General features: G+C 35.6%; 18 protein-coding genes and 4 pseudogenes. 16 read left to right on the top strand and 6 right to left on the bottom strand.

What is annotated here, in order from left to right; translation table 11 throughout:
* Positions 1–6: 6 nt before the first annotated feature.
* The 7 genes and pseudogenes from LEP1GSC049_RS210095 to LEP1GSC049_RS210115 all read left to right on the top strand — a co-directional run bounded on the left by LEP1GSC049_RS210095 (position 7) and on the right by LEP1GSC049_RS210115 (position 7852).
* Entirely contained in the window at positions 7–726 is a 720-nt protein-coding gene (locus tag LEP1GSC049_RS210095) for a PPK2 family polyphosphate kinase (RefSeq protein WP_016561057.1), read from the top strand.
* A gap of 1437 nt (positions 727–2163) precedes the next feature.
* A pseudogene (locus LEP1GSC049_RS02000000224835) lies at positions 2164–2748 on the top strand (SBBP repeat-containing protein); the annotation flags it as partial.
* A 137-nt stretch (positions 2749–2885) separates the two neighbouring features.
* Positions 2886–3143: pseudogene (locus LEP1GSC049_RS210100) on the top strand (transposase); the annotation flags it as partial.
* A gap of 15 nt (positions 3144–3158) precedes the next feature.
* Positions 3159–4121, top strand: a pseudogene (locus LEP1GSC049_RS210105) (SBBP repeat-containing protein); the annotation flags it as partial.
* Positions 4122–4310: 189 nt separating this feature from the next.
* A pseudogene (locus tag LEP1GSC049_RS02000000224830) lies at positions 4311–5542 on the top strand (hypothetical protein).
* A 1129-nt stretch (positions 5543–6671) separates the two neighbouring features.
* Positions 6672–7214, top strand: coding sequence for a putative Ig domain-containing protein (locus tag LEP1GSC049_RS210110; RefSeq protein WP_004757884.1), 543 nt, complete (start codon positions 6672–6674; stop codon positions 7212–7214).
* 86 nt (positions 7215–7300) lie between these two features.
* Positions 7301–7852 carry an Ig domain-containing protein gene (locus LEP1GSC049_RS210115; protein ID WP_004751464.1) on the top strand — a complete coding sequence of 184 codons (552 nt, stop codon included), beginning with the start codon at positions 7301–7303 and terminating at the stop codon, positions 7850–7852.
* 10 nt (positions 7853–7862) lie between these two features.
* Here the strand turns inward: LEP1GSC049_RS210115 and LEP1GSC049_RS210120 are convergent, their stop codons facing one another.
* Complete coding sequence (locus LEP1GSC049_RS210120) at positions 7863–8084, bottom strand: O-methyltransferase (RefSeq protein ID WP_082285893.1); 222 nt, start codon at positions 8082–8084, stop codon at positions 7863–7865.
* On the bottom strand, positions 7982–8215 hold the full coding sequence (locus tag LEP1GSC049_RS2000000229160; protein WP_004751401.1) for an O-methyltransferase: 234 nt from the start codon (positions 8213–8215) through the stop codon (positions 7982–7984). Before LEP1GSC049_RS2000000229160 ends, LEP1GSC049_RS210120 begins: the two co-directional genes overlap by 103 nt.
* Before the next feature lie 842 nt (positions 8216–9057).
* On the opposite strand from LEP1GSC049_RS2000000229160, the gene LEP1GSC049_RS210125 reads away from it, so the two are divergent.
* Positions 9058–10134, top strand: a complete 1077-nt coding sequence (locus tag LEP1GSC049_RS210125; protein WP_004767609.1) for an LIC10774 family surface protein — start codon at positions 9058–9060, stop codon at positions 10132–10134.
* Between the two features lie 61 nt (positions 10135–10195).
* Here the strand turns inward: LEP1GSC049_RS210125 and LEP1GSC049_RS210130 are convergent, their stop codons facing one another.
* Positions 10196–10891, bottom strand: a complete 696-nt coding sequence (locus LEP1GSC049_RS210130) for an O-methyltransferase (RefSeq protein WP_016561070.1) — start codon at positions 10889–10891, stop codon at positions 10196–10198.
* Positions 10888–12072 (bottom strand): acyl-CoA dehydrogenase family protein, encoded by a 1185-nt coding sequence (locus tag LEP1GSC049_RS210135; protein WP_004751611.1) that lies wholly within the window; start codon positions 12070–12072, stop codon positions 10888–10890. The genes LEP1GSC049_RS210130 and LEP1GSC049_RS210135 overlap by 4 nt, the downstream gene beginning before the upstream one ends.
* Positions 12073–12150: 78 nt before the next feature.
* Between LEP1GSC049_RS210135 and LEP1GSC049_RS210140 the strand changes: the two genes are divergently transcribed.
* The 8 genes from LEP1GSC049_RS210140 (at position 12151) to rsmA (ending at position 21795) form a co-directional block, all read left to right on the top strand.
* A complete protein-coding gene (locus LEP1GSC049_RS210140) occupies positions 12151–12552 on the top strand; it encodes an LIC10362 family protein (RefSeq protein WP_004751411.1) in 402 nt (133 codons plus the stop codon).
* A gap of 83 nt (positions 12553–12635) precedes the next feature.
* Entirely contained in the window at positions 12636–13397 is a 762-nt protein-coding gene (locus tag LEP1GSC049_RS210145) for an electron transfer flavoprotein subunit beta/FixA family protein (protein WP_004757872.1), read from the top strand.
* An 11-nt stretch (positions 13398–13408) separates the two neighbouring features.
* Positions 13409–14368, top strand: a complete 960-nt coding sequence (locus LEP1GSC049_RS210150) for an electron transfer flavoprotein subunit alpha/FixB family protein (RefSeq protein WP_004751646.1) — start codon at positions 13409–13411, stop codon at positions 14366–14368.
* Between the two features lie 390 nt (positions 14369–14758).
* Positions 14759–15352 (top strand): LolA family protein, encoded by a 594-nt coding sequence (locus tag LEP1GSC049_RS210155; RefSeq protein WP_004751507.1) that lies wholly within the window; start codon positions 14759–14761, stop codon positions 15350–15352.
* A gap of 6 nt (positions 15353–15358) precedes the next feature.
* A complete protein-coding gene (locus LEP1GSC049_RS210160) occupies positions 15359–17179 on the top strand; it encodes a hypothetical protein (protein WP_004751379.1) in 1821 nt (606 codons plus the stop codon).
* Complete coding sequence (gene trpS, locus LEP1GSC049_RS210165; protein ID WP_004751514.1) at positions 17176–18144, top strand: tryptophan--tRNA ligase; 969 nt, start codon at positions 17176–17178, stop codon at positions 18142–18144. Before LEP1GSC049_RS210160 ends, trpS begins: the two co-directional genes overlap by 4 nt.
* Positions 18145–18617: 473 nt before the next feature.
* Positions 18618–20927, top strand: coding sequence for a ComEC/Rec2 family competence protein (locus LEP1GSC049_RS210170; RefSeq protein WP_016561053.1), 2310 nt, complete (start codon positions 18618–18620; stop codon positions 20925–20927).
* Positions 20890–21795: a 16S rRNA (adenine(1518)-N(6)/adenine(1519)-N(6))-dimethyltransferase RsmA gene (gene rsmA / locus LEP1GSC049_RS210175; RefSeq protein WP_004751433.1), complete on the top strand. Its 906-nt coding sequence runs from the start codon at positions 20890–20892 to the stop codon at positions 21793–21795. Before LEP1GSC049_RS210170 ends, rsmA begins: the two co-directional genes overlap by 38 nt.
* On the opposite strand, the gene LEP1GSC049_RS210180 is transcribed toward rsmA, so the two are convergent.
* Both LEP1GSC049_RS210180 and LEP1GSC049_RS210185 read right to left on the bottom strand, forming a co-directional pair.
* Positions 21792–23303, bottom strand: a complete 1512-nt coding sequence (locus LEP1GSC049_RS210180; RefSeq protein WP_016561066.1) for an HDOD domain-containing protein — start codon at positions 23301–23303, stop codon at positions 21792–21794. The genes rsmA and LEP1GSC049_RS210180 overlap by 4 nt on opposite strands.
* Positions 23304–23386: 83 nt before the next feature.
* A complete protein-coding gene (locus LEP1GSC049_RS210185) occupies positions 23387–24094 on the bottom strand; it encodes an ABC-2 family transporter protein (protein WP_306292760.1) in 708 nt (235 codons plus the stop codon).
* Positions 24095–24150 lie beyond the last annotated feature (56 nt).

The raw sequence follows: 24150 nt of genomic DNA, 5'->3' as shown, positions 1-24150 counted from the left end.
ATTTAAATGCGCCTTAAAGAAATAGATACCCTTCCACCAAAAGATAAACTCAAAGAGGAAGTGATTCAAAAAACGGAAGAATACGTTAGGAATCTTTCTTATCTTCAAGAAAAGTTATATGCGCTAAAAAAACATTCGATTCTTATCATTTTACAAGGTGTAGATACGGCCGGTAAAGATAGTACGATCAAACACGTTTTTACCGGAATCAACCCCCAAGGTTGTTATGTTAAATCTTGGTCAATACCAAATTCGGAAGAGGTACAATTTGATTTTCTTTGGAGAATTCATAAATATGTTCCTCCGAAAGGTATGATCTATATTCACAATCGTTCCCATTATGAAGACGTAATTATTCCTAAGATTCAAGGAACTCTTTCGGATAAAAGAATCAATGAAAGAATGGAATCGATCCGTGACTTCGAGAAACACCTTTTTAGAGAAAATGGAACCGTAATTTTGAAATTCTTTCTACACATTTCCAAAGAAGAACAATTAAAAAGAATTCAAGAGAGAATTTCTGATCCGGATAAAAATTGGAAATACGATCCTTCAGATCAAATAACTCAAGACCGTTGGAATGATTATCAATCCGCCTATGAAATGATCTTGAACGATAAAGATCAATCTAAGGAATGGCATCTAATCCCCTCAGATAAGAAATGGTTTCGAAACTATCAAGTTGTAAAAATTCTCTGCAAAGAACTGGAAAAAATTATTTTTTAAAGAGTCATTTCTTAAAAACTTTTTTAATTTACAAATAATTTTTCTTAAGAATAAAAGTATATTATACTATATAAATGTATTAAAACGTTTTTTTCTAAAATTTAGAGAATCCATTCCTCAAACATATCCTATTACTCGGAAGTATGGAAATAATACTGAACTTGTTTAAAAACTTAGAATATCACACAGAAAGCCAACGATTTCAAGTTAGATATAATTTTTTAAAAATTTCTCTACGTCTTTGTAAAATCGCCCATTTATTTTCTGGTACCATTTTCATACGTTCTAGCAATAAAAGGAATGGATGAAATCTTTTCATTAATAAATCCTAATACTACTTGAGTTCAGAGCAAGGAATTCATTTTTCTAAAAAAGTTGAGATTTGAATTTTACAGATTGGTTTCTAAAATGTGGGAACTACTGCAAATCACGATTTTACGAACAAATTTTAATCCACGGTTTTCAAGGGCGCCATTTTCTCTAAAATTGTAGGAACTACTACTTTCAGAAAATTCTTTCTGATTTTTTTTACATCGAATTCACGTTAAAATAAGTAGTCACTGCATTCAAACCACTGCCAATTTATATTGTTACATTTATTTTTGTAGAACAACTTCTTTTGAATTGAAGACTTGATGAATTTTAAAATCAAATCTACTTTAAAAAATTATATATTCAAAAAATAGAAAGTATTAAATTTTAAAAGATGGTGAAGAAGTCTTACATCTTAAGGAAAATTGTTTTTTACTCATCTCTATCGAATTGAATACCTATATGTTTATTTCAAAGTGCCGTTTCACGTAAATTCGATAGAATCAATATGAAACCGATTGAAGCGAAGAGAAACTAACTCAGCAGAACTCCTCAAACTAAAGCCGTCTCACTCCTTGAACTCAATGCATCGCGTTCTATCATAAATTGCAACTAAAGATGAAATAGTATATTTCTTTCATACAATTCATTGACTAAAGCTGAAAGCCCGATCCGCAATACCGGATTCGCTACGTTTCTCTTACTCTGAATTCACATTCTTAAAATGTAAACTATTGGATTGGTTCTATATTACGTAGCCCTGAGTAATACAAATCACTCTTAAGTTATAAACAATAGAGTTGTTGAAAAATTAATTCTTAATCTGTTTATATTGGATTGAATGGACAATTGAAGCAATTTTACGAATCCTCACTATGGAATTTTTCAACAATTTTATTTATTCATAAATTCAAAAACAATTTAAGGGTAGGGTAAAATACCCTACTTCTTCTCTACATCTTTCTAAAATTTTTTTAGACATTCTTAGTCAAAAAATAAAAAGTATACTGGAATTTATTTCAAAATCTGTAGAGCGCCAATAAAAGAAAGACTCAAAGTGGCTCAGCTTGATCTTTTTGATTAAATAAAATTAGATTTTGGATGATTCAGGTGGAGAGAAAAATATTGATTCGTTTAACAATTCTAATTTTTATAATATTCTTTTATGCTTGTTCACCAACTTCTAATAAAGAAATAAAAAACTTTTTAATTCCTTTGGTTCAAGGAAACTCAAGCCTTCCTCAAAATTCATTTACTTCAAATCCAGAGGAACGACCAATCGATCTTGATCAAAATCCGAATATCTTAGAAGAAAATCCAATTGTCATTGGTGAAAACGCAGCTATCTTCGAGGAAAGACCATTCGTTTTCGGCGAAAACCCTCTCCATTTGGAATGGTCTACGTTACTTGAAATACCTTCCGATACGATCAAAATTCCAAACGTTGCAATTGACGGGAATGGCTTCATTTATGTGGCTTCTGATTCAAATGCAAATCTAATTGGAAATGAATTAAAAATCGGGACTAGAGATGTAATTTTAAAAAAATATGATTCTCGTCAAAATGAACTTTGGATGAAACGAATCGGCTCCCGAAACACTAGTTTAATAATTACCGGTTTAGCTGCAGATAGAAACGGAAACGCGTATGTAACTGGTTATACCAATGGCCCACTTGAAAAGGCGCTTATATCCGATCAGGATATGTTCTTAGAGCCGGTCTCAAAACTGGTTGTACTTTTGAATCGTAATTATTTACTTGTGAAATGGACAAATATTATTCAGAGATACCGGATGGACTTTGGATCGTATAACTCCGTATAATGTATGCTATACGAAGTTATTACGATAAAGGATATGATTTCAAAGATATAGAAGTTTTAATCAAAAGAAGAAACATTCAATCTCATATTCGGAAAAAAGGTGAGAAGCCTCTCATTGGTAAATATAAAGGAAAACCTAGACGATGGGTCGTTGAAAGAACTAACAGTTGGCACAATCGATTCAGGGCTATCCTAATTCGTTGGGAAAGAAAATCTGAAAATTATCTTGCATCTCTTTATCTCGCAAGCTCTATCATTGCTTTTAACTTTTTTGATAGGTAGTTTTGAGACCGGCTCTTAGTTAAATTTAACCCAGATGGTACCATCGCCTGGAAAAAACAGGCTGCCCCCAAAAGAGCAAGAGGAGTTTATAACACTTATAAAGTTTTTACAGAAGGAATCACAGTAGATATATTCGTGAATTCTTATGTAGTTGGAACTTCTAACGGGCCATTCGGAGATAATGCAAACGGTAACCTCGACGGTGGATATATTATTAAATTTGATACTAACGGAAACCAGATTTGGGTAAAACAAATTTCGATAGTTGGCGCGAGTATCTACCCAAAGAAAGTTGCGGTGGATGAAAGTTCAGGACAAATTTATGTAGCCGGAATATCAAATAATGCAAACTTTCGAACCAATAAAACGTTTAATTATTCCAATGGTGTAGGAGGTGATGACCTTTTTATTCTTAGATTCAATGAAAACGGAAATCAAGAATTCTTTACTCAAACGAATTTATATAGAGATAGAATAACACTCTATTCCCTGACTGTAGATTCACTCGGAAATGTTTTAGTTGGAGGGTCTAGTTTTATAGATCTTGAATTTGGCACGCACGAAAGGACAAGTTTGCGCGGAATTTTAATAAAATATGATCTCAATGGAGATCAAAGATGGATCAGACAATTTGGTCCTCGGGAAAATGTTCGACTTATTGAAAGATCAACTACAGTCACTGGAGTTGCAACCGATGAGAATGGAAATATTTTTACTACGGGTTCAACTAATGGAAATATCATCAATGAGCATAGCGAACCATTAGGAAACCAAGATATATTTTTGACAAAATACAATTACCTAGGACAAATCGAATGGATACGTCAAATTGGAAGACAAGGAGAAACTTTATACCCTGGTGGAATTGGAATCGACTTTAATGGGGATTTATATACTACCGGGCTTACAGACGACAATGGAAAAGATTATCAAGTTATAGGTGGCAACTTAGATCTATTCCTCATGAGATTTAGATAATTCAACTTCATGACCTAATTTTATACTTTATAATTTTTTAAATTAAATTTTTTAGGAATCGTTTTAAAAAGACTTTCATTAAACGTGATAAAAGGTATTTCTACTTTTAAAATAAATTATCTAAAAGAAACCTTAATTTTTTAATTGTATTGTTATAGTATTCACTTTTCGTAAAACTAAAATTTAAAAATGAATTTAACCATTCAGTTCTTAAAGAAAAATAGAATTTTAATTTTTCATATTACCACATTCTTTATTTTTCTTTTCAGTGTTTACATATATTTTCATACGATTCGCAAATATTCAGTTAATTTTCCATTCGGAGACGATTACAATACAATCCTTGGTTTCCTAGATCTCTGGGAGAAAAGCGATTCAAAAATTTCCATTTTATTTGCTCAATACAATGAACATAGATTAGTTTTCCTAAGAATTGTAATCCTAGTTTACTTAAAAGTGTTTCATACAATCAACTTTTCTCATTTAATTCTAATCGGGAATACATTTATCGTTTTATGTATTTTGTTACTTTATTATACAATTGAAGATAAAAGGAGATTTATACTTATATCTCCAATATTTTTAGCCATATTCAATTTTTCGAATTGGGAAACCCAAACTTGGGCAATGGCATCCCTTTCTAATTATCCTGTTATTTACTTTGGATTTTTATCTTTGTACTTTCTTTCCAAAGAAAAATTTATCGATTTCGTTTTAGGAATTTTTTTCGCAGTAATCGCAGTATTTTGTCAAGGAAACGGAATGTTTGTCTTTCTTAGCGGAGTTCCTCTTCTACTAAAGGATAAATCTAAATTACTCATTTGGTTATTCATTTTTTTAATAATCATTTTATTATCTTTCCATACAACAAACCTAATGGCCATCCTGAATTTTTCTCTAATACTAAGCTTTTTTTCTTAAATCGGATTTATTACGGACTAGCCTTACTATCAAATGTATTCAATTCTAAATTCGTACTAATCTTAGGAATGATTCCGTTTTTAGGTATTTTATATCTTTATAAGAATTATCGCAAAATTTCAAAACTTCATCTTTCAATGATTTCCTTTCTACTTTTAAGTTTAAGTTCGCTCATAATTACAAGAGGAGGATTTGGATTCGAACAGGCTTTTTCATCTCGTTATCATATTAATACTTTATTCATTTACTCATTAATTTATATCTGCCTATTTCCACTCATTAAGATTAAAAAACATTTTTTATTGATTCTGTTCTTTACATTGCTTTTTTACTACAATACAAATCTTATCAATATTGGCCTACTCAGTGTTCAAAAAAATAAAATCATAAATGATAAGTCTTGTATGTCAGAATGTTTGGAATATAAGACCTTTCCAAATACATCTCGTGCAAAAGAACTTCTTATCAATTTTTCAGAAAAAGGATTTTTTCGAAACTAAAGTCCCGGCTTATTTGTTTATGTCGTTGTCAATAACTCAGAGTTTGTCCCGAAATCTAAAGATTACAAACGATTTGATAATGAGAAAATTTACAAATGTTCAGATATGACATAACCTATGAAAGTTTCAATAGTTTATTAGAAATTTCTAAATAACTATTTGATACCTTTCAAAGTTTTAGAACAAACTCTCAGATAAAATGAATAAAATCTAAAGAACCTTAAAATCGAATACTTAGAAATAACCATTTTGTAATGATCATAAAATTATAACCAAAAAATCTTTAGCAAAGAATGGATTTGTAATTTTAACGTGAATTCGGTATAACGTAAAAGCGAAGAGAAACTAACTCAGCAGAACTCTCAAACCAAAGCCGTAACTCCTTGAACTCAATGCATCGTGTTCTATCATAAATTGCAACTAAAGACGAAATAGTATATTATTTTTCTTTCATGCAATTTACTGACTAAAGCTGAAAGCCCGATCCGCAATACCGGATTCGCTACGTTTTTCTTACTCTGAATTCACATTCTTAAAATGTAAACTATTGGATTGGTTCTATATTACGTAGCTCTAAGCAATACAAATCATTCTTAAGTTATAAACATTAGAGTTGTTGAAAAATTAATTCTTGATCTGTTTGTATTGGATTGAATGGACAATTGAAGCAATTTTACGAATTTTCACTATGGAATTTTTCAACAACTCTATTTATCATCGCAATACAATACTCACTCTTTTTTACATAAAAGTCACCGTTTAGTTTCAGAGACAGACGAAGATTAAATTCGGTATAACGTAAAATAGATTAAAGCGAAGAGAAACTAACTCAGCAAAACTCTCAAACTAAAGTCGTATCATTCCTTGAACTCAATATCGCGTTCTATAATCAATTGCAACTAAAGACGAAATAGTATATTATTTTTCTTTCATGTAATTTACTGGCCAGGGCTAAAGAACACGGTCTTCTTACGTCCTGCTTTGCTTACGTTAAAAACTTATTTTTAAAAATTTCTTAAAGGATTTTTTTTATTTTATTATAAATCTCATTTCTAAAACAAAAATTCTCAATTGGAAGTAGACACAACAAAATCAATAGAAAACATATAAAATTCGAGGTAATTAACCTGTGAAAAAAGCTTTATTGATTATATTTTTAATAATCACAATTTTAAATTGTGATCTTGATAAGTTCAATCCCTACGGGATCGATAACAATGAGGAAGAAAATTTTAGAAACATAATCCTATTCTTAGCGTTACAACCATCTTTAACTTACGAAAAAACTCAGTTAGTATTTACAAAAAATATAAACACAAGTTATTCTCCTATTTTGAGAAACGCATCTCTTGCAGGTGGTTCGTTTAGGATTTCTCCAAATTTCTCCAATATCTTATCTTTAAACACTTCCACAGGAATTATTTCGGGAACACCTACATTATCCCAAACCAAATCTGTTTATATTGTAGATTTTATAAATCAAGAGACTCAAATTCAAAGTAATCCATTTAACATTTTTGTAGAAGAGAGTGAAGGAAGCGGAATTTGTAATACGACCGGGATCTTTTCTGGTTGTGACTCTAAACGCCCCTTTTCGTGTTCTGACGCAATTAGACCGGCTAAATGTTATTTTAGGGTTTCCGATTGTCGGAACGACGTCTACTGTTATTAAAACGTAAAGTGAAATAATCCTAAATTGAATTTTCTTCAAAAAATTTAATTTGGAACTCCCTTTCAACATTCTAAAGGATAAAACAAATGAATATTCAAAAAAAATTATATATTTTTATCATCGCAATTCAAACTCTTAGTTGTTCGTCTTCTTGGCTTACTATTAATATTAGCTGTGACTTATATTGTTATGCAATCGTGTCCGAATTAGAAGCGATACTAGAACCTCCTTCAATAACATATAACAGTTATTCTCCTCTTATATTTACAAAAAACGTAAATACAAGTTATACTCCTGAAATCAAAAAAATAACTCCGACCGAAGGAGTTTTTGCAATCGCTCCGGACTTGCCTACTTCTTTATACTTGGATAACTCTACAGGAATCATTTCAGGAACTCCAACACAAGCGCAGATCAAATCGACGTATCGAGTTCGATATGAGAACGCAGAAACCGTTTCAGAAAGTAACCGGTTCTATATTTTGATCCAGGAAAGTTCTGAAAGTGGGATTTGTAATACTACCGGAATTTTTCCAGGCTGTAATTCGGAGCAACCTTATTCTTGTTCCGACGCGGTTCAACCTATTCATTGTTATCGAGAGTTATCACACTGTCAGCAAGATGTTTACTGTTATTGAATGTTTAATTCTAAGATTTAATAAATTTCTTTCTTACGAGTGAAACCCCATCCGCAATCAAAAGTCCGCTCGGTTTGAGAAGTTTTAAAATCAACGGATAATAGTTCGGATAATTTTCTTTATCCGCGTCTAAAAAAACAAATCGATCGTAGAAGGTCCAAAAGTAAAATCGGAAGCACAAGCGGGTGCAGATTTTGAATCGATCAACACTTGCAAAGTTTCTAATGCACATCCAAGCTTTAGAAAAACTTTATTTTCTAAACCGTTTTCTTTCCAATATTTACGCGCTATATTTGTCCATTCTTCGCTAAGATCACAACAAAGAATTTTACCGTCGAATTTCTGACTCGCACAAACTTTCAACCATCGAATGCATTCTATTTAGAACTATCCTAAAATCGAAAAAGAAACTGGCAGGAGTTCCCGCATTTCAGGAATTTTGGAACTTGAATGCAATGGCAGCCGTTCCATCGAAACGTTATTCTTTTCCTCGCATAATTGCGTATTACAAATCCGAAAATTTACTCTCGAAGCTTCAGAAACTCCCCTTTTGAGTTTTAATTTCGGTAATTTTTGGTTTACTATCTATGCCAAATCATTGAATAAAAATGATTTCATTAATATAACGTGAGTTCGACGTAAGAAAATTAGAGCGAATAATAAACTCAGGTGCTTCTCTCTATCATAACCAACCACACAAGTATTTGGATCTCAATATCAATCTGTGGGAATTACGACAAATCCTCTGTAAAACTGAGTTCCCGCCCTTATTTTTGGGTGGGGGCGGAGGTGGAGAAATTCGGAAGACTTTTCTCTATCAGAAAAACATGCTTTTTGCAAGTAAAAAGACTCATTCTTGTCGGAACACTTGAAAAATGTGCGTTTTTGAGCCTTCTTATTCTAAAATCCTATTCAACTTGTGGGTAAGGTTATGGTAGAGAGCGTTTTACTGAGTTTAAGAAGTGAGACGCTGAGTTTCCAGAGCGACCCTTAGGAAGCGATGCATTGAGTTTGAGGAAAGCGTTTGCTGAGTTCTTTTCGCTCCAAAATTCCTTCGGAATTTTTAAAACTCAGGTGCTGCTCTCTATGGATCGCAGCATAATAATCGCTTTCGCATTTGTTATGCCGAACTCACGTTAATATAATATTGACAAAATTTAAATTTAATGCAATGTTTCAAAACTTTTAAAATAAGGGTACCGAAAATGAAACATTTTTTAAATATTTTTTTCGTAGGATTGCTATTAATCGGCTGTGCTTCGGAAAGCGGTGAAAACAGTAACGCTTCCCAATTGCTTTTGGGAATTGTAAATCACAAACCGCTTAACCTTGCCCATCCCGAACGGAACTCGGAACTGGCGATTATCGATATACCGACGCATTACGTGGATTCCATCTCCGGAAACAACTCCAATGCAGGCACTAAGTCCGCCCCCTACCGCACAATCACAAAGGCGATTTTAGCATCCAAGGCCGACGGTATCAAAGTGATTCTAGTTGCGCCCGGAACCTACGACACGTCCCTAGGAGAGACATTTCCTATTTATATTCCGGATGGAGTTAACTTATACGGAGACTATGATGGAAAGGGTTTGGTCGGCGGTTCTTCCTCCCTTTACGCGGGGCCACCGGGAACCACACCTAAAACAGGACCCACTTGGATCAACGGGGGAGGAGACGATATTCCCCACGTGAATGCCACCATCATCCCGAACAATAACTCTCAAATTGCCGGATTTAAAATCACCAACCCGAACCCGGATATTCCAGATGATTATTCAGTTAGAGGGATTTCCATACAGAATTTCGTATCCATAAAGATTAAAAATAATACGATCACTGGGATGCCCTCGGGAATCGGTATCCAGTACGAAAATTATCACGTAACGGCTGTCGGTCGTAATATAATCTCTGGAAATCAACTCACTTTTAATTATCATGGGATCAACAATGGTGGAATTCGAGCTTCCTATGACAAAGTGGAGAACAATATAATTTCTAAAAATTACATAGGTATCGGTAGTCCAATTGGATTTGATTTAGGACAGGGGCCGACCGGAAGCGCGGGAAATAATACTATATCCTGCAATTCATACGAGGATATATGGATTCCAGGAAGTGGTAGCGAAACACAAATTCTATACGCAATGAACAACAATTGGGATCACTTTCCACCTCAGATTTCGTTGACCCACAAGGTTGGCTTAGACATAAGACACGTTAGTAATGCAACTCTTGTTTACTACGAGGATGGGGGATTGGCTCCAAACGCTTGTAACTAAAAAACGATCCTTCCTTCTTTTCGATATCAAACGAGGGAAGGATCTTCGAAATCAATTACGGTTATCTCTTCCTCACCAACGAAACCCCATCCGCAATCGGAACTAAACTGACATCCACCAAAGGATCGTTATACACGAGTTCGTTGAATTTACGAATTCCAATCGTAGAAGGTTCTTGATGAGAAGGATCAGACACACTTCCACCCCAGAGAACATTATCCGCAATCAAAAGTCCGCCCGGTTTGAGAAGTTTTAAGATCAACGGATAATAGTTCGGATAATTTTCTTTATCCGCGTCTAAAAAAAACAAATCGATCGTAGAAGGTCCAAAAGTAAAATCGGAAGCCCAAGCCGGTGCAGATTTTGAATCGATCAACACTTGCAAAGTTTCTAATGCACATCCAAGCTTTAGAAAAACTTTATTTTCTAAACCGTTTTCTTTCCAATATTTACGCGCTATATTTGTCCATTCTTCGCTAAGATCACAACAAAGAATTTTACCGTCTTCTGGCAAAGCAGAAGCGAAACAAAGGGACGAATAACCGGTAAACGTACCGATTTCTATAATCTTTTTCGCTCCGCTGATTTTAGTAAGAATGTTTAAAAATTGTCCTTCTTCAGGACTGATTTGCATATTTGCCTGAGCCAACCTACCGGTTTCTTCTCTCAATCTTAAAAAAGAATCCGGTTCTCTTACGGAATTCCGAAAGATATATTCTTCCAGACTTTCGGTAAGGGAAATGTTCTTTCGACTCAAGGAGTACCTTCGTAGATTTTTTTCAAATCGGCGACGATGTTCTTTTGCATCGCTTCGTTGGTTCCCCCACCGATCGAAAGAAGAATGGAATCCCTATGTAATCTTTCTACTGGATATTCTCGACAATATCCATAACCGCCTAACGCTTGAATGGCGTTTCGAGAAACTCTTTCCGCCATTTGAGTAGCAACTAACTTTGCAGAGGCGGCGCCAAGAGAATTTCTATTTTCTGGATGAATTCCACTTGCTACTTGATATACGAGTGCTCGAGCCGCTTGATAATCTGCATAAGATTCCGCTAAAAGTTTTTGGATTTGTCCGAACTCGGAAAGTTTTTTTCCAAAAGCTTCTCTATGACGAATCGTGTAATCCGCCATAACGTCTACACAACGTTTTGCGATACCTAAAGATTGAGCCGCCAGGGTTACCCTCTCAATTTCTAAATTTCTCATCATGTGAACAAGGGCACCGTCTTCTTGACCGACTAAGTTTTCCGCAGGAACTTCACAATCTTCGAATATAAGTTGAGTTGTTGGAGAAGAACGCATTCCCATCTTCTCTTCTTTTTTACCAACGCTAAATCCTGGAAAAGAACTTTCTACCAGAAAGGAAGTGGTTCTTTTAGAATCCTTATTCATTTTTGCATATACTAAAAAAACACTTCCAACGTTCCCGTTGGTGATATATTGTTTGGAACCGTTTAACACGTATTTGTCGCCTTTCTTTACGGCAATCGTCCTCATTCCTAAAACGTCTGTCCCTGCCCCCGGCTCGGTCATTCCCATTCCGCCGATCCATTCTCCGGAAATTACTTTTGAAAGATACTTTGCTCTTTGAGCAGCATTGGAACTATGATAAAAATTATTTACGAACAATACTTCGTGGGCCAAATAAGAAAGTGTAAAACCGGGATCGTATGCGGATAATTCTTCGTGAATGATAACTGCGGCAACCGCGTCCATTCCCATTCCACCGTCCTCTTCTGGAACGGTAATCCCAAAAAGTCCGAGTTCAGAACCGATTCTACGAAACAGAGATAAGTTAAAAGTTTCGTGGTCGTCGTGTTCTTTTGCCTGAGTGTCCATATTTTCTTTTGCAAACTTTGCAACGTTTTCTCGAAGCGCAAGATGGTTCTCCGTCGGGTTAAATAAATCATTCGGTTTTTCAAGTAAAGCTCTCATGTTTCCTCTTCTCTAATATTCTCTTTCCCAAGACTAAAACAGCTCGACAGAGAATCTTTATTCTCCAAAAACTATCTTATGATCTACGCTCTGATTTTGACAATCCTTTGTGTGCTTTTTTTCTTTTTATCTTACGGCTTCTTTCAAAAATCAGATACTCTGTTGCAAAAAGATTCAAAGACTCAAGAAACCGAGACAAAAAAAACAGGTTCTTTTCAAAACGAATCTCCAAGAAAAAATAAATGGAACTTATTCAAACCGTCCGTTTTCCGTTCTCAATTTCAAAGTGCACTTCATTCTCCCTTTCAAAAGAAATCCATCTTTCTACTTTTGTCTCTTTGCACTTGGATGCTTTTACCTTTATTTTGGGGACTAGTGTTTTTCTTAAAAACAGATGCAAACGTTTTGATCGTAATCGGATTTATGATCTGGACCTACTACTGGTTGAAATATTTACTTTCAACAGATGAGACAGTTTAGGCCCTTTTAAAAAAGTAGTTTGCACTACATAGACACAAGATTTTTGTGTTAACAGCACTAATTTTTTTTGGAGTACCCATCGAATGAAAATCATCGTATTAGTGAAACAGGTACCTGACACCGAAACGAGTATTAAAGTAGGGGACAAATCCATCAACGAAGCCGGAATCAAATGGATTATCTCTCCTTATGATGAATTTGCCATCGAAGAAGGAATCAGACTTCGTGAAAAACACGGTGGAGAAGTAATCGCCGTTTCCCTCGGACCGGACAGAGTCGTAGAAGCTCTTAGAACCGCTTATGCAATGGGCGCTGACCGCGCGGTTCATATCAAGGTGGATAACTACGTTCCTTTCGACACAAACAATACCGCAGAACTGATTTCAAACTTTGCAAAAGCAGAAAACGCAGACGTAATCATAGGAGGAAGACAATCCATCGATACGGATTCTTCTCAAGTTGTCATCCAAGTTGCAGAACTTTTAGGAATTCCTCATATCGCATTTGCAATCAATCTTGAAATCAACGGAACCGCGGTTAAAGCCACAAAAGAAGTAGAAGGTGGAACTCAAACTGTTGAAACTTCAACTCCAGTGGCTCTTACAGCACAGAAAGGATTGAACGAACCTCGTTATCCTTCTCTCAAAGGAATCATGACCGCTAAGAAAAAACCTGTAGAAACTAAGTCTGCAGCAGATCTAGGTAGCCCCTCTAGTAAAATCGAAGTTGTTGGACTGGAGCCTCCTCCTCCAAGAATTCCAGGTAGAAAACTGGAAGCAGCAGATGCGAACGCTTTTGCATCTCAACTCGTGAAGGCTCTTAGAGAAGAAGCTAAGGTTATATAAGGAGAACACAAGTGAGCAACGTATTCATTGTTGGCGAATTAAAAGACGGAGAACTGAAAAAAATCTCCAGAGAAATCACTTCTGCAGGTAGAAAGATCGCAGATTCTATCGGAGGAAAAGTAGTTGCACTTCTGATCGGAAACGGAGTCGAAAAACACGCTCCTGAATTGGCTGCAGTCGGAGCCGATACGATCCTTACCGTAAATTCAGACGAGTACAACGCAGAAACATATTCCAATCAAGTTGCAGAAATGATCAAAGCGCAAAACCCTGCCGTAGTTCTTCTTCCGCATACTTCTCAAGGAAAAGATTATTCTCCTAGAGTAGCCGTAAAGGTAGGAGCCGGAATTATTGCAGACGTTGTAGGATTTTCTGTAGACGGTGGAAAGGTTGTAGCAAAAAAACCAATCTACTCCGGAAAGGCTTATGCTAACTTCAAAGTAACAAGCCCGATTCAAATTTTTACCGTTCGTCCTAACTCTCAAGAAATCATTCAAAAAGCAGGTGCTGGCGCTGTAGAAGCGGCTTCTCCATCTGCAGGAAATGCAAAAGTAAAAATTGTATCTTCCGACTTAAGTGGTGGTTCTAAAGTTCAATTAACGGAAGCTTCTATCATTGTATCCGGCGGACGCGGAATCAAAGGACCAGAAAATTGGCCTATCCTTCAAGAGCTTGCTGACACACTCGGAGCGGCTCTGGGAGCTTCTCGTGCGGCTGTAGATGCAGGATGGATTTCTCACTCTCATCAAGTAGGACAGACCGGAAAGACCGTTTCTCCAAACTGTTACATCGCTTGTGGAATTTCCGGAGCCATCCAACACTTAGCTGGAATGGGATCTTCTAAGTATATCGTTGCAATCAACAAAGACGGAGACGCTCCTATCTTTAAAGTAGCGACTTACGGAATCGTAGGAGACCTTTTCGAAGTAGTTCCCGCAGTAACTGCAGAGTTCAAAAAAGTACTTGGATAATCAACCTGCGAAACGACCCGTAGGGAGTTGAGCATGAGTTTTTATTCAAAAAAGTATTTGGATCTCAATATTAAATCTGTGGGAATTACGACAAATCCTCTGTAAAACTGAGTTCCCACCCTTATTTTTGGGTGGGGGTAACTCAATGAATTGCTTCCCATGGGTCGCAATTCAGGTGGAGAAATTCGGAAGACTTTTCTCTATCAGAAAAACATGCTTTTTGCAAGTAAAAAGACTCATTCTTGTCGGAACACTTGAAAAATGTGCGTTTTTGCGCCTTCTGATTCTAAAATCCTATTCAACTTGTGGGTAAGGATGGTAGGGAGTTGAGCATGAGTTTTTATTCAAAAAAGTACTTGGATAATCAACCTTCACGCGTAGTTTGAAACTATGGCATTTTTGAAAATCAGGAGAATTCTCCCGGGTGCCGCAGGACTGATTTTAGTCTGCGGCATTTCTGTTTCAGGAGATCCTGGAAGAGACAAACTAGGTGCACTCTTAGGAAGGATGAACGAAATTTCCAGCCTCAGAGCCAGCGTAACGATCAATAACGAAATATCAGGAACACTTTCCTTTAAAAAACCGAACTATTTACACGTCAAATTCTCAGATGGTAGAGTTGTATCTTCCAATGGTAGATTTCTTTGGTTTTACTCTCCCGCAAGAGCTATCGTAGGAAAACAAGATCTTCGTGGGACCTCCGGAGGAGTTTTTGGTTTACTCAGTGGTTACGAAGAAGTTGCCCAAGTGGGTGGTTCCATCCGACTCAAATCTACTACAAAAACGTATGAAGAGATTGTAGTAACCATGAATTCAGACAACACTCCTAAATCTTTAAGAATGAAAAAAAGAGGAAGTAACGAATACACATCGATCAGTTTTTCCGGTGTACAGACAAACGTAGGACTTTCCGCTTCCCTATTCAACTTTAGCGCCCCTTCCAGCGCGCAGATCGTAGAAAATCCTCTGAACGAAAAGGAATAAATTCTCTTGTCTGGAAGTTCAAGGACCGACGCCCATAAAACATTCGCGGATCTCTATAGAAAACAGAGAAGCCCCGAACATCAGGAAAAAATCGACGAGGTAATCCAGAAATCGAACGACATTTTCATTCGTATCGATTTGATGAAAAAGGTTGACGAAGAGTTCGAGAAAAAAAGACAAGAAGAAAACAAAAAGTTCGAAGACGAAGATAAGGTTAAAAAGGCTGCAGAAAAATCCGCAACTACTTCCAAAGGTCCTGCGAAACCCGCTCGAAAAAACGAATCTTCTGCTGCAGGGATCGGGTTTTTAGCAAACTTATTTGGAGGAAATCCTGCCATCAATAAGTTCGCCAAAGAATCCGGAACAATGGACGTAGGTTTTTTAGGTAGAAAACTACAGATTTCTTCAGGAGTTCACAATCTATTCAAATTTTTGAAAGAAGATCAGATCATTGCTACAATCCAAGCACTTCGATTTTGCGAACAACAAGGCTGGAGATATTGGAAACCTCTCGTATACAACGTAGTATTAAATTTTAATAAACTTCTCAACAGTATCATTACTTTGGACAGTTTGTTTATCGACCAGATTTCTCCGGAAATATTTTTGAACCGTGCAACTAAATTAGAACTTTATTATGCAAGGCATTTGAGCCGAGCGGATTGTAAAGACATAGTGATGACGGAAGTTCCTGAACTGATTCGTAAAGACGAAAAACTGGTTCCTAAGATGCCTCAGATTATGGCAGGACTTACTTACGGCGTAAACCTAGAAGACGGAAGACCTAAAATGTCCGATGCAATCCGAGCGTTTCATATTGTTGCTACCAAACGTATGATCACCTGGGATGAAGTCGTTCAACAACTCAACATTCCTCCCATCAACGAAAATAAATTTCAAGGATCTCCAGATATTATCAAAGAAGTGGAGACTACTCTACTTCGCCTTGCGGACGATATTCAAACTAGACTCAATAGAAAAGAAGAACTGCAAGGCCTAAGAGAAAGATATTTTAAAATTGATGATAAAGGAAAAATGAATTTCGATTTTTTGAATCTAATCGTAGATGATTATTTTGAAAATCACGTTCCTGAAAATATGCAGTCCGCGTCTCTTAAATCCTCTTTTAAAGGAACGCCCCATAAATTGATGTATTTATTACTTAGAGATTTTCAAGCCTCGTTTGCTCCAATTTTAGAAGGAACGGTCAAGGTAGGTACAAAAAATCAAAGTAGAGACGTAATCATCATGCTTCCTGGTCTTTTTAAAAGTGATATAGAGCAGATCAATAACTTGCTTCGCCTTTTGGATGCATTCAACAAAAAATATCCTAGTTTTCAATATAGTTTTGCGACTTACAACGAACATACGACTTCAACCGTGGGAGTAGAAGATCAGATCACTCAGAACCTTTTAAAACTGATCGGAGACGCTGCGGGTTTTATGGGCAAATTCGCAGAAAAGATCAATATTCTCGTAGAGAACCATTTACTCGCCAAACAATACGAAGCTTCAGGCAAACTAAACGAAAGAGTTTTAGTTTCTAAAGAAAAAGTAATCGAAGAAATCAAAATCCTTCATAGGTTTATTCCTTATTGCGATTCTATGATCGTTTCCGGAAATCGATTGAACGGAAAAACATTGGAGTTCGCCTTTTTGGAAATGGCAAAACTTCTCTACAACTACGCCGTAATTTACAAAGATAAACTTACGATCACTAAATTAACCTTACATAAAAAAATCGATACAGAACTTGCATCTTTGACGAAAGAATACGAAAGACTTGCCGGTAAACCTTACGATACAAAACGAACGGAGGAAACATGAGGATTCTCACTGGGGTCCAACCTTCCGGTAAACTTCACTTAGGAAATTTTTTCTCAGTCATTCGAAAACTCAAAGAATACCAGGATTCGACGGACTTATTTTGTTTTATAGCGGATTTGCATTCTTTAACAACATTCTCCTCAAAAGAAAAACAAAGGGAGAATACGTTTAACGCGGTTTGCGATTTTCTTGCACTTGGAATCGATCCGGATCGATGTACATTTTGGCTTCAATCTTCGGTTCCGGAAGTAACGGAACTCACTTGGTATCTAAGTCATTCCATTTCAGTCAATCAATTGAGTTTGGCACACTCTTACAAAGATAAGGTAGCGAAAGGTTTTCATCCTGGAGGTGGGCTTTTCTTTTATCCCATTTTGATGGCGGCAGACATTTTAGGTTTTGATAGTGACAGAGTTCCGGTTGGTAAAGATCAAAAACAACATTTAGAATTTGCTAGAGATATTGCTTCTACCTTCAATCGAGAAGTGGGTCAGGTATTTAAAATTCCCGAACCGGAAATAGATGAAACAACTGCTTTGGTTCCGGGTATAGATGGTCAAAAAATGTCTAAGTCATACGGAAATACGATTAATTTTTTCGACTCTGAAAAAGAACTTAAGAAATCCATAATGTCCATCACGACCGACTCCGCCGGAATCGACGAATCCAAAGACCCTTCCAAAAGTAATATTTATGCGATTCATTCTTTGTTTTTAGATACCAAAGGAAAAGAAAACCTGAAACAAAAATTTTTAACTCCAGGGACCGGTTACGGTGATTTAAAGAAACAACTTCTTCAAGATACTTTGGATTACTTTGCACCTTATCGAAAAGAACGGGAAAAAATAGTGGCGGACAAAACTTTTGTAGAAGAATCTCTTAAAAAAGGACAAACAAAAGCTCGAAAAACGATTTCAAACGTTTTAGACAGAGTTCGCAAAGAATTAGGAATTTATCAATTTTAAACTATAAATATATTATTATTTTTTAAAATAATCCAGCTATTCAACAATAAAGTTTTCGAAAAATTTATTTCTTCCGTTTTTTCATTAAAAGACTGGATGAAATCATTTGTAGATATGGATTTTTTTAACAACTCCAATCTAGATCTACTACGTATCTCTAAATTAACGTGAATTCGATATAAGAGAAACATCTTTCTAAAAGTAAGAACTCCTACATTCATCTATAAAAATGTTTGATCCTAATTTTTAAAGACTCAAAACAGTGGAACCCACATTTCAAAGTTTTACCGTAAAATATAGATTTGTGGTAGTTCCCACAGATTAAGTCGCATTACGGACATTTAAATATCTATTTATTGTAATTAGAGTTCCCTCATTCTCAAAATTTATCTGCAACTATCACTCCCACATTTCTGCAAAAAAAATCGGCAAAAATACTTCCAAAACGATCGGACCAATAACCGTAAAAAGGTATGGAAAAACATATTAGAAATTGGATTCCTTGTTCTCCATTTTCGAAATTTTCACTCGGAACACTTACAGGAATCGTTATAGACCTAATTTTTCCCGGAACCGTCCTACTCTGGATCGGCTCCACGATCGTTTTATTTTCAATCAGTCGATTTTTAAAAAAACGATTTCAAATTTCAGAATATTTTATTTTTGGAATATTTTTTCTTTTATATGCTTTAACTGCTTTTCCGGAAAAATTCCTCATAAACCCGCAAAAAAAGTCTTTCAACGTTTCCCAAAAAAATCCGTTTGGAAAACCGGAAAAGATTTTCCAAGAAAAATTCAGAGAACAAATTTTACTGGATTTAAAAGAAGCGGAACTAGAAAAAAATTCCAATCGAATCGCTTTAGGACTTATTTTTGGAGAATCCAAACAACTTTCTCAAGAATTTAAAACGAAAGCAAAAGAAGGAGGAATTCTGCATTTGTTTGCCGCCTCTGGATTACATCTCGGAATTTTAATGGGAGTTCAATTCCGACTTTTAAGTTTGATTCCCAGTTTAGGATACAACATACCTAGAATCATTCCGCTTCTTACAGGTTTTTTTTATCTGTCCGCTTTGGGTTATCCGACTTCACTCGCAAGAGCCTGGATATTTGCAGGAATGCTGTTATTCCAAGGATTATTCTTTCGTAAATTACGACCAGTCGATCTATTGCTCGGTTCAGCCTGGATTTTATGGCTCGTAGATCCTACTCGATTTTATTCGGTTTCGTTTTGTCTTTCTTTTGGAGCTGTGGCAGGAATATTCTTCTTTTCTTATCCAATTAAGATCGCCTGTAATTTTCTTTCCGATGAAAATAAAATATCCTATTTTTTAAAAGAAAATTTATCGATTTCATTTTCTGCCGGACTCGGCACGATGCCCGTCCTACTCCTTTCGTTTGAATCTTACAGTTTCGGATCCATTCTTCTCAACTTAATCATGGTTCCTTTAGCGGGAATACTTCTTCCGATTCTTTATCTTTCTCTACTTATACAAAAAACAAAACTAATCTTATTAACAGAACCGATTTGGTCCATTACAGAATTCTTAATTCAAATTCTAATATACTTATCAGAAAACTTATCCAAACCGCTCGGTTTTTATAAGGAAATGAAAGACGCAGCCTGGATAGGAATCATAGGTTGGATCTTACTGTGTATAAAAATATTCTACTATTCTTATTTTATAGAAAAAAATTATATCAGAGACGCCAAACGATCCATAAAAAAAGAAACACTGAGTTCATACGAAAAATTTACAGAAAACAAAACGACAAGTTTACAAAGCGAATCAATTTCCATCGATATAAGAGAATCTCAACAAACGTATTCCAAAGATCGACTCCCGTATAATCAGATTTTTAATTCAAAAAATATAATATTCATAAAACAAAATATACAATTGTGTCCATCACCAATAAGACAAAAAAAGAATGTGCTTTTATTTCCAAACTATAAAAAAGAAACACCTCTACTTCGTGATTCAAATCCGGAAATGTTCAAAACAAAGATTTCATTCCAAAAACAGATCCTGTCCGCTTTTCAAAAAAACTCAGGGGCTCTAAACGATAAATCGAAAAACACAAATCATAAAATTCAAAAACCGGAATATTCTACTTTAAACAAACATAAAACGTTCGGAAAAAGATGGTATCCGATTTTTTGTATTCTATTTTTTCTTACAATTTTAGGAATCCACGTATTACTCTATAAGTCTCCGAATTGGTTTCCCTCAAAAAATAAAATTATAAACAATAAATTTTTCTTTATATTCCGAAACGGAGATTCTTTGATTTTTTCTGGAAAATGTAAGTATGGGTTCAAAACAATTGCAAACGCATTTAGAACCTCTAAAAAAATCTACTGCGATTCCACAGAAAAACGCCCCCTAAAAAAAGTTTTTGTAGAAGACGAATCTTGTCTCAGCTGGGCGTTTCAATGTTTGCAAGATTATCCTCAAACGGAAATTTTTTATTCCGGTTTAGATTTCGAAGCTTGGAATCAAAAAAGTAGATTTCATTTTCTCAAATCAAAACCCATTCGAGAAATTTCGATTTCACATCGATCCAAAATATTATTCTTTCATACTAAAAAAGATTCCCTCTTTCAACTCGCTCAAAAAACAAAAATAGGTAGCGGTTGGATTCTTTTAGAAACTCCTTTTGGAAACCAAGAAGATTCGAAAGTCTGGAATCGAAACCGAAAACTGCTTGGGCTTACGGAGAGTTGGGTGTTTCTGGAAAAAGATGAGCTCCAGAGAATACCCATTTCGGAAAGTTTCTGAGATTCGAAAGTTCCTGGAGTCAAAATCCTCCGCACCGTTAAAAAAATGGGGGCAGAATTTTTTAATCGATCCGAACGCGATTCGATCCATTTTAGATTGTTTGAATTCCGACCTTCTTTCTAAAATCGATCGAATTTTAGAAATTGGTCCCGGACTGGGCGCAATCTCTCACGGATTACTCGACTTCCAAAAACCGGTCACGTTATTCGAAATCGATCCGATCTATTCAAATTGGCTCAGAGAATACCTTCCGGAATTTGAACTCAGAGAAGGAGACGCTCTCAACTTTTTACCTGAATATTCAAAAGATTCAACATATCTTTTTGGAAATCTTCCTTATTACATTTCTTCCGAACTTACCTTAAATTCGGTTAAAAATTTAAAAGGATTAAAAGGCGCTACATTTTTAGTACAAAAAGAATTTGCAAAAAGAATTTCAACTGAACCTTCTTCGATTCAATTTTATCTTTCGGCATACGGAAATTGGAGTCTAAAAAAAGATATAAAAGCTGGAGCTTTTTATCCAAAACCAAATGTAGATTCCTCCATTTTAGAATATAAATCATCGCCCGTATTTAAAAACGAATCCGGATTTATTGCACTCGAATGTATTTGTAGAACCGCTTTCTGGGGAAAAAGAAAAAAATTGACTTCGTCCTTTAGAGACGCTCCTGTCGAATCTTTACCTTTAGAAGTTTATTCTTCCGAAAATTTTTCCGAAAGAACGTTTCGTGCCGAATGTTTAAAAGCGCTAAAGGACGTAAACATTGATTTAGACAAAAGACCAGAAGAACTAAAATCGAAAGATTTTCATGAAGTCGCAAAAATTCTTTCCATCTATATATCAGAAATATTGAATATATCTTAAGAGAAGTTTTTATATTCTAGAAGAGTTTTGTCCATAAATTCCACAAATTCTTTTTCCTTTTTAAAACCAAAATGCTGAAGGACCGCGGATTGTATCATAGAATAATCGGAAATACCGCTGGAAATATCAATGATCATATCTGAAAGATAAATCGCAAATACAGTGTTCTGAAATTCTCTTTTGACCAAAAGAGGTCTATGATGCATTTCTGCCGCAACTCGAATTGTATCCGAAAAGTTCCATTTCTCACAAATCATTCCACCCAAAGTAGTATGAGAAATCCCTAATGCAGCTTCCTCCAGAGTCAAAGGAGAAGGATAAAGTCTATTTCCCAAAATTTCGGATATTTTCGCCGAAACATTCGGATCAATAGAAAGCAAGATTACACGGCCCACGTCGTGTAACAAAGCCGCACAAACCAAAACGGTGATTGTTTGTTTTTTCCAGCCCATTCTTTCCCCAAGACGTCTACAGATAAACGCAGATAAACTGGATCTTTCCCAGATCGCTTCAAACTCATCGTATTTTTCTTCTAGGATTTTTTTTGTTCCTAAACTCAAAAGTATATTGTTCAACTCCGAAAGGCCGATCACTTTGATCGCATCCTCCAAGTCTTCCACTCTCGTTCTTTGAGAGAATGAAGCAGAATTTGCTAATTTTAGAATATTCGTAGAAAGTGATACGTCTCTACTCACAAGTTCCGTGATATTCTGAATCGAAGAATCGGGTTTATTAATCAGACTCATAATCTGATTGATGTTATCCGGAAACGTAGGAAGAGTGTCTAGTTCCGCAAAAATGTCCCCAGTTTTTTGGAGATTAATATTTCTTTTTTTAAATTCAAAAGGAATCTTGATATAAGCAGAAGTAATTCCTTCCTCAGATTTGATCCGATATGAATCCCCTTCAATTCCCTCGTTTTTCAACATTAAAAGAGACATCGCCAGCCCCAAACCGGCACCTTCCGATTCGTCTCCGTGATTTTCGAAAACCTCCGAAAGATCATTATAAGAACGAGCCTTTGAGATTCTTTCTTGAATTCTCTGATCTTCTTCGGGAAGAATTCCTACATTATTCGAAACCTTTAAAAGAAAACTATTCTGATTAAAACCAAACGTAATGAGAACATATAATCCGTTTTGTTCTAGAAGATCTGCGTAAAGATCTTTCTTTGAAATCAATTCTTCCTTGAACCTTTCCATCCCGATCAAGTATTGATCCGGATCTTTAATATCCAGACCGGCTTCTTTAAAAACCATTCTCTTTTGATTGGCTTTTACCGCGTTCATAAGAGTTTCTCTTAAGATGGAAAAAATACATTCCCGAAGAGGGCCAATATCTAAATATTGTAAATAACGATCCAAAATAAAACCGATGATTTTATCTATGTTTTGATTGAAATGAGTGATTCTTAAATAGAGAGGATTGAGAGATTCAATCGGTTCGTTTAAATTTTTAACGGAAAGATAATATCCTTCCTTTTCATAATGAAACCACTGAATCTTCATCTACGGATTTCCAAATTCCGTTTGGATCGTTAAACCCAAGACAGAATTATGATTCTTTCAAAGTTTGTCAATCTGTATTACGTTTAGAGTTCTTTTCTATCTAGAATAACTTTCACAAATCCGAAACAAAGAAAAATCCAAACACTAATCTGAATGAGTGAGTATTCCCCATAATAATGGACCTGCGAAAGACTTTTTGCGAGAAGAGAACTCGAAAAGAAAAACACAGTCCCTTCTTGAGGAAGAATCCAATAAATCACTTCTAAAATTTGTTTTTTCAAATCCGAAGCCTGAACCATACTTGCAGCCGCTGACTCGTAAATGAATAGATCTAAAAAAGTAGAAAAAACGAGAAGCGCAAGTCCTCCGAAAAAACCTACGTTTTTACCAAAACCTAAAACGACTACAAAACCGAAAAGAATCAGAAAATAAAAAACGAAAAACATGGTAAAACACGCTTTCAAAAGATCCCAAGAAAAGTTTCCTCCGCCAATTTGTTGTTTGGCGAGATAAGTCCCGATTAGAAAAATTCCATTGGCAAAAACGAGTAAAAGAACTCCCAGGGATTTTCCACCGATGTAAGTCAAAGGAGAAACGGGTCTTGCAAGAATCGGAATATAAGTTTTATTTTCCAATTCGTCCCCCAAAAGAGAAACCGGAAGAAACAAAGCGAGCACAGTATTCCAAAACGCAAAAAAAAGAAAAGTTACGTAAACTTGAAAATCCGGATTTCCGGATTGATCTTGACTACCAATCTGAATCTGACACGTGAAATTCAAAAATAAAAACAGGGTGGATATTATAAAAATAAAATATACGATTCTCTTTCGAAGAGTTTCTCTTAGCG

Source organism: Leptospira kirschneri serovar Cynopteri str. 3522 CT, assembly GCF_000243695.2.
Taxonomy (GTDB): Bacteria; Spirochaetota; Leptospiria; order Leptospirales; family Leptospiraceae; genus Leptospira; species Leptospira kirschneri.
The sequence above is the reverse complement of the archived record's forward strand: the minus strand, read 5'-3'. Positions and strand labels throughout refer to the sequence as shown.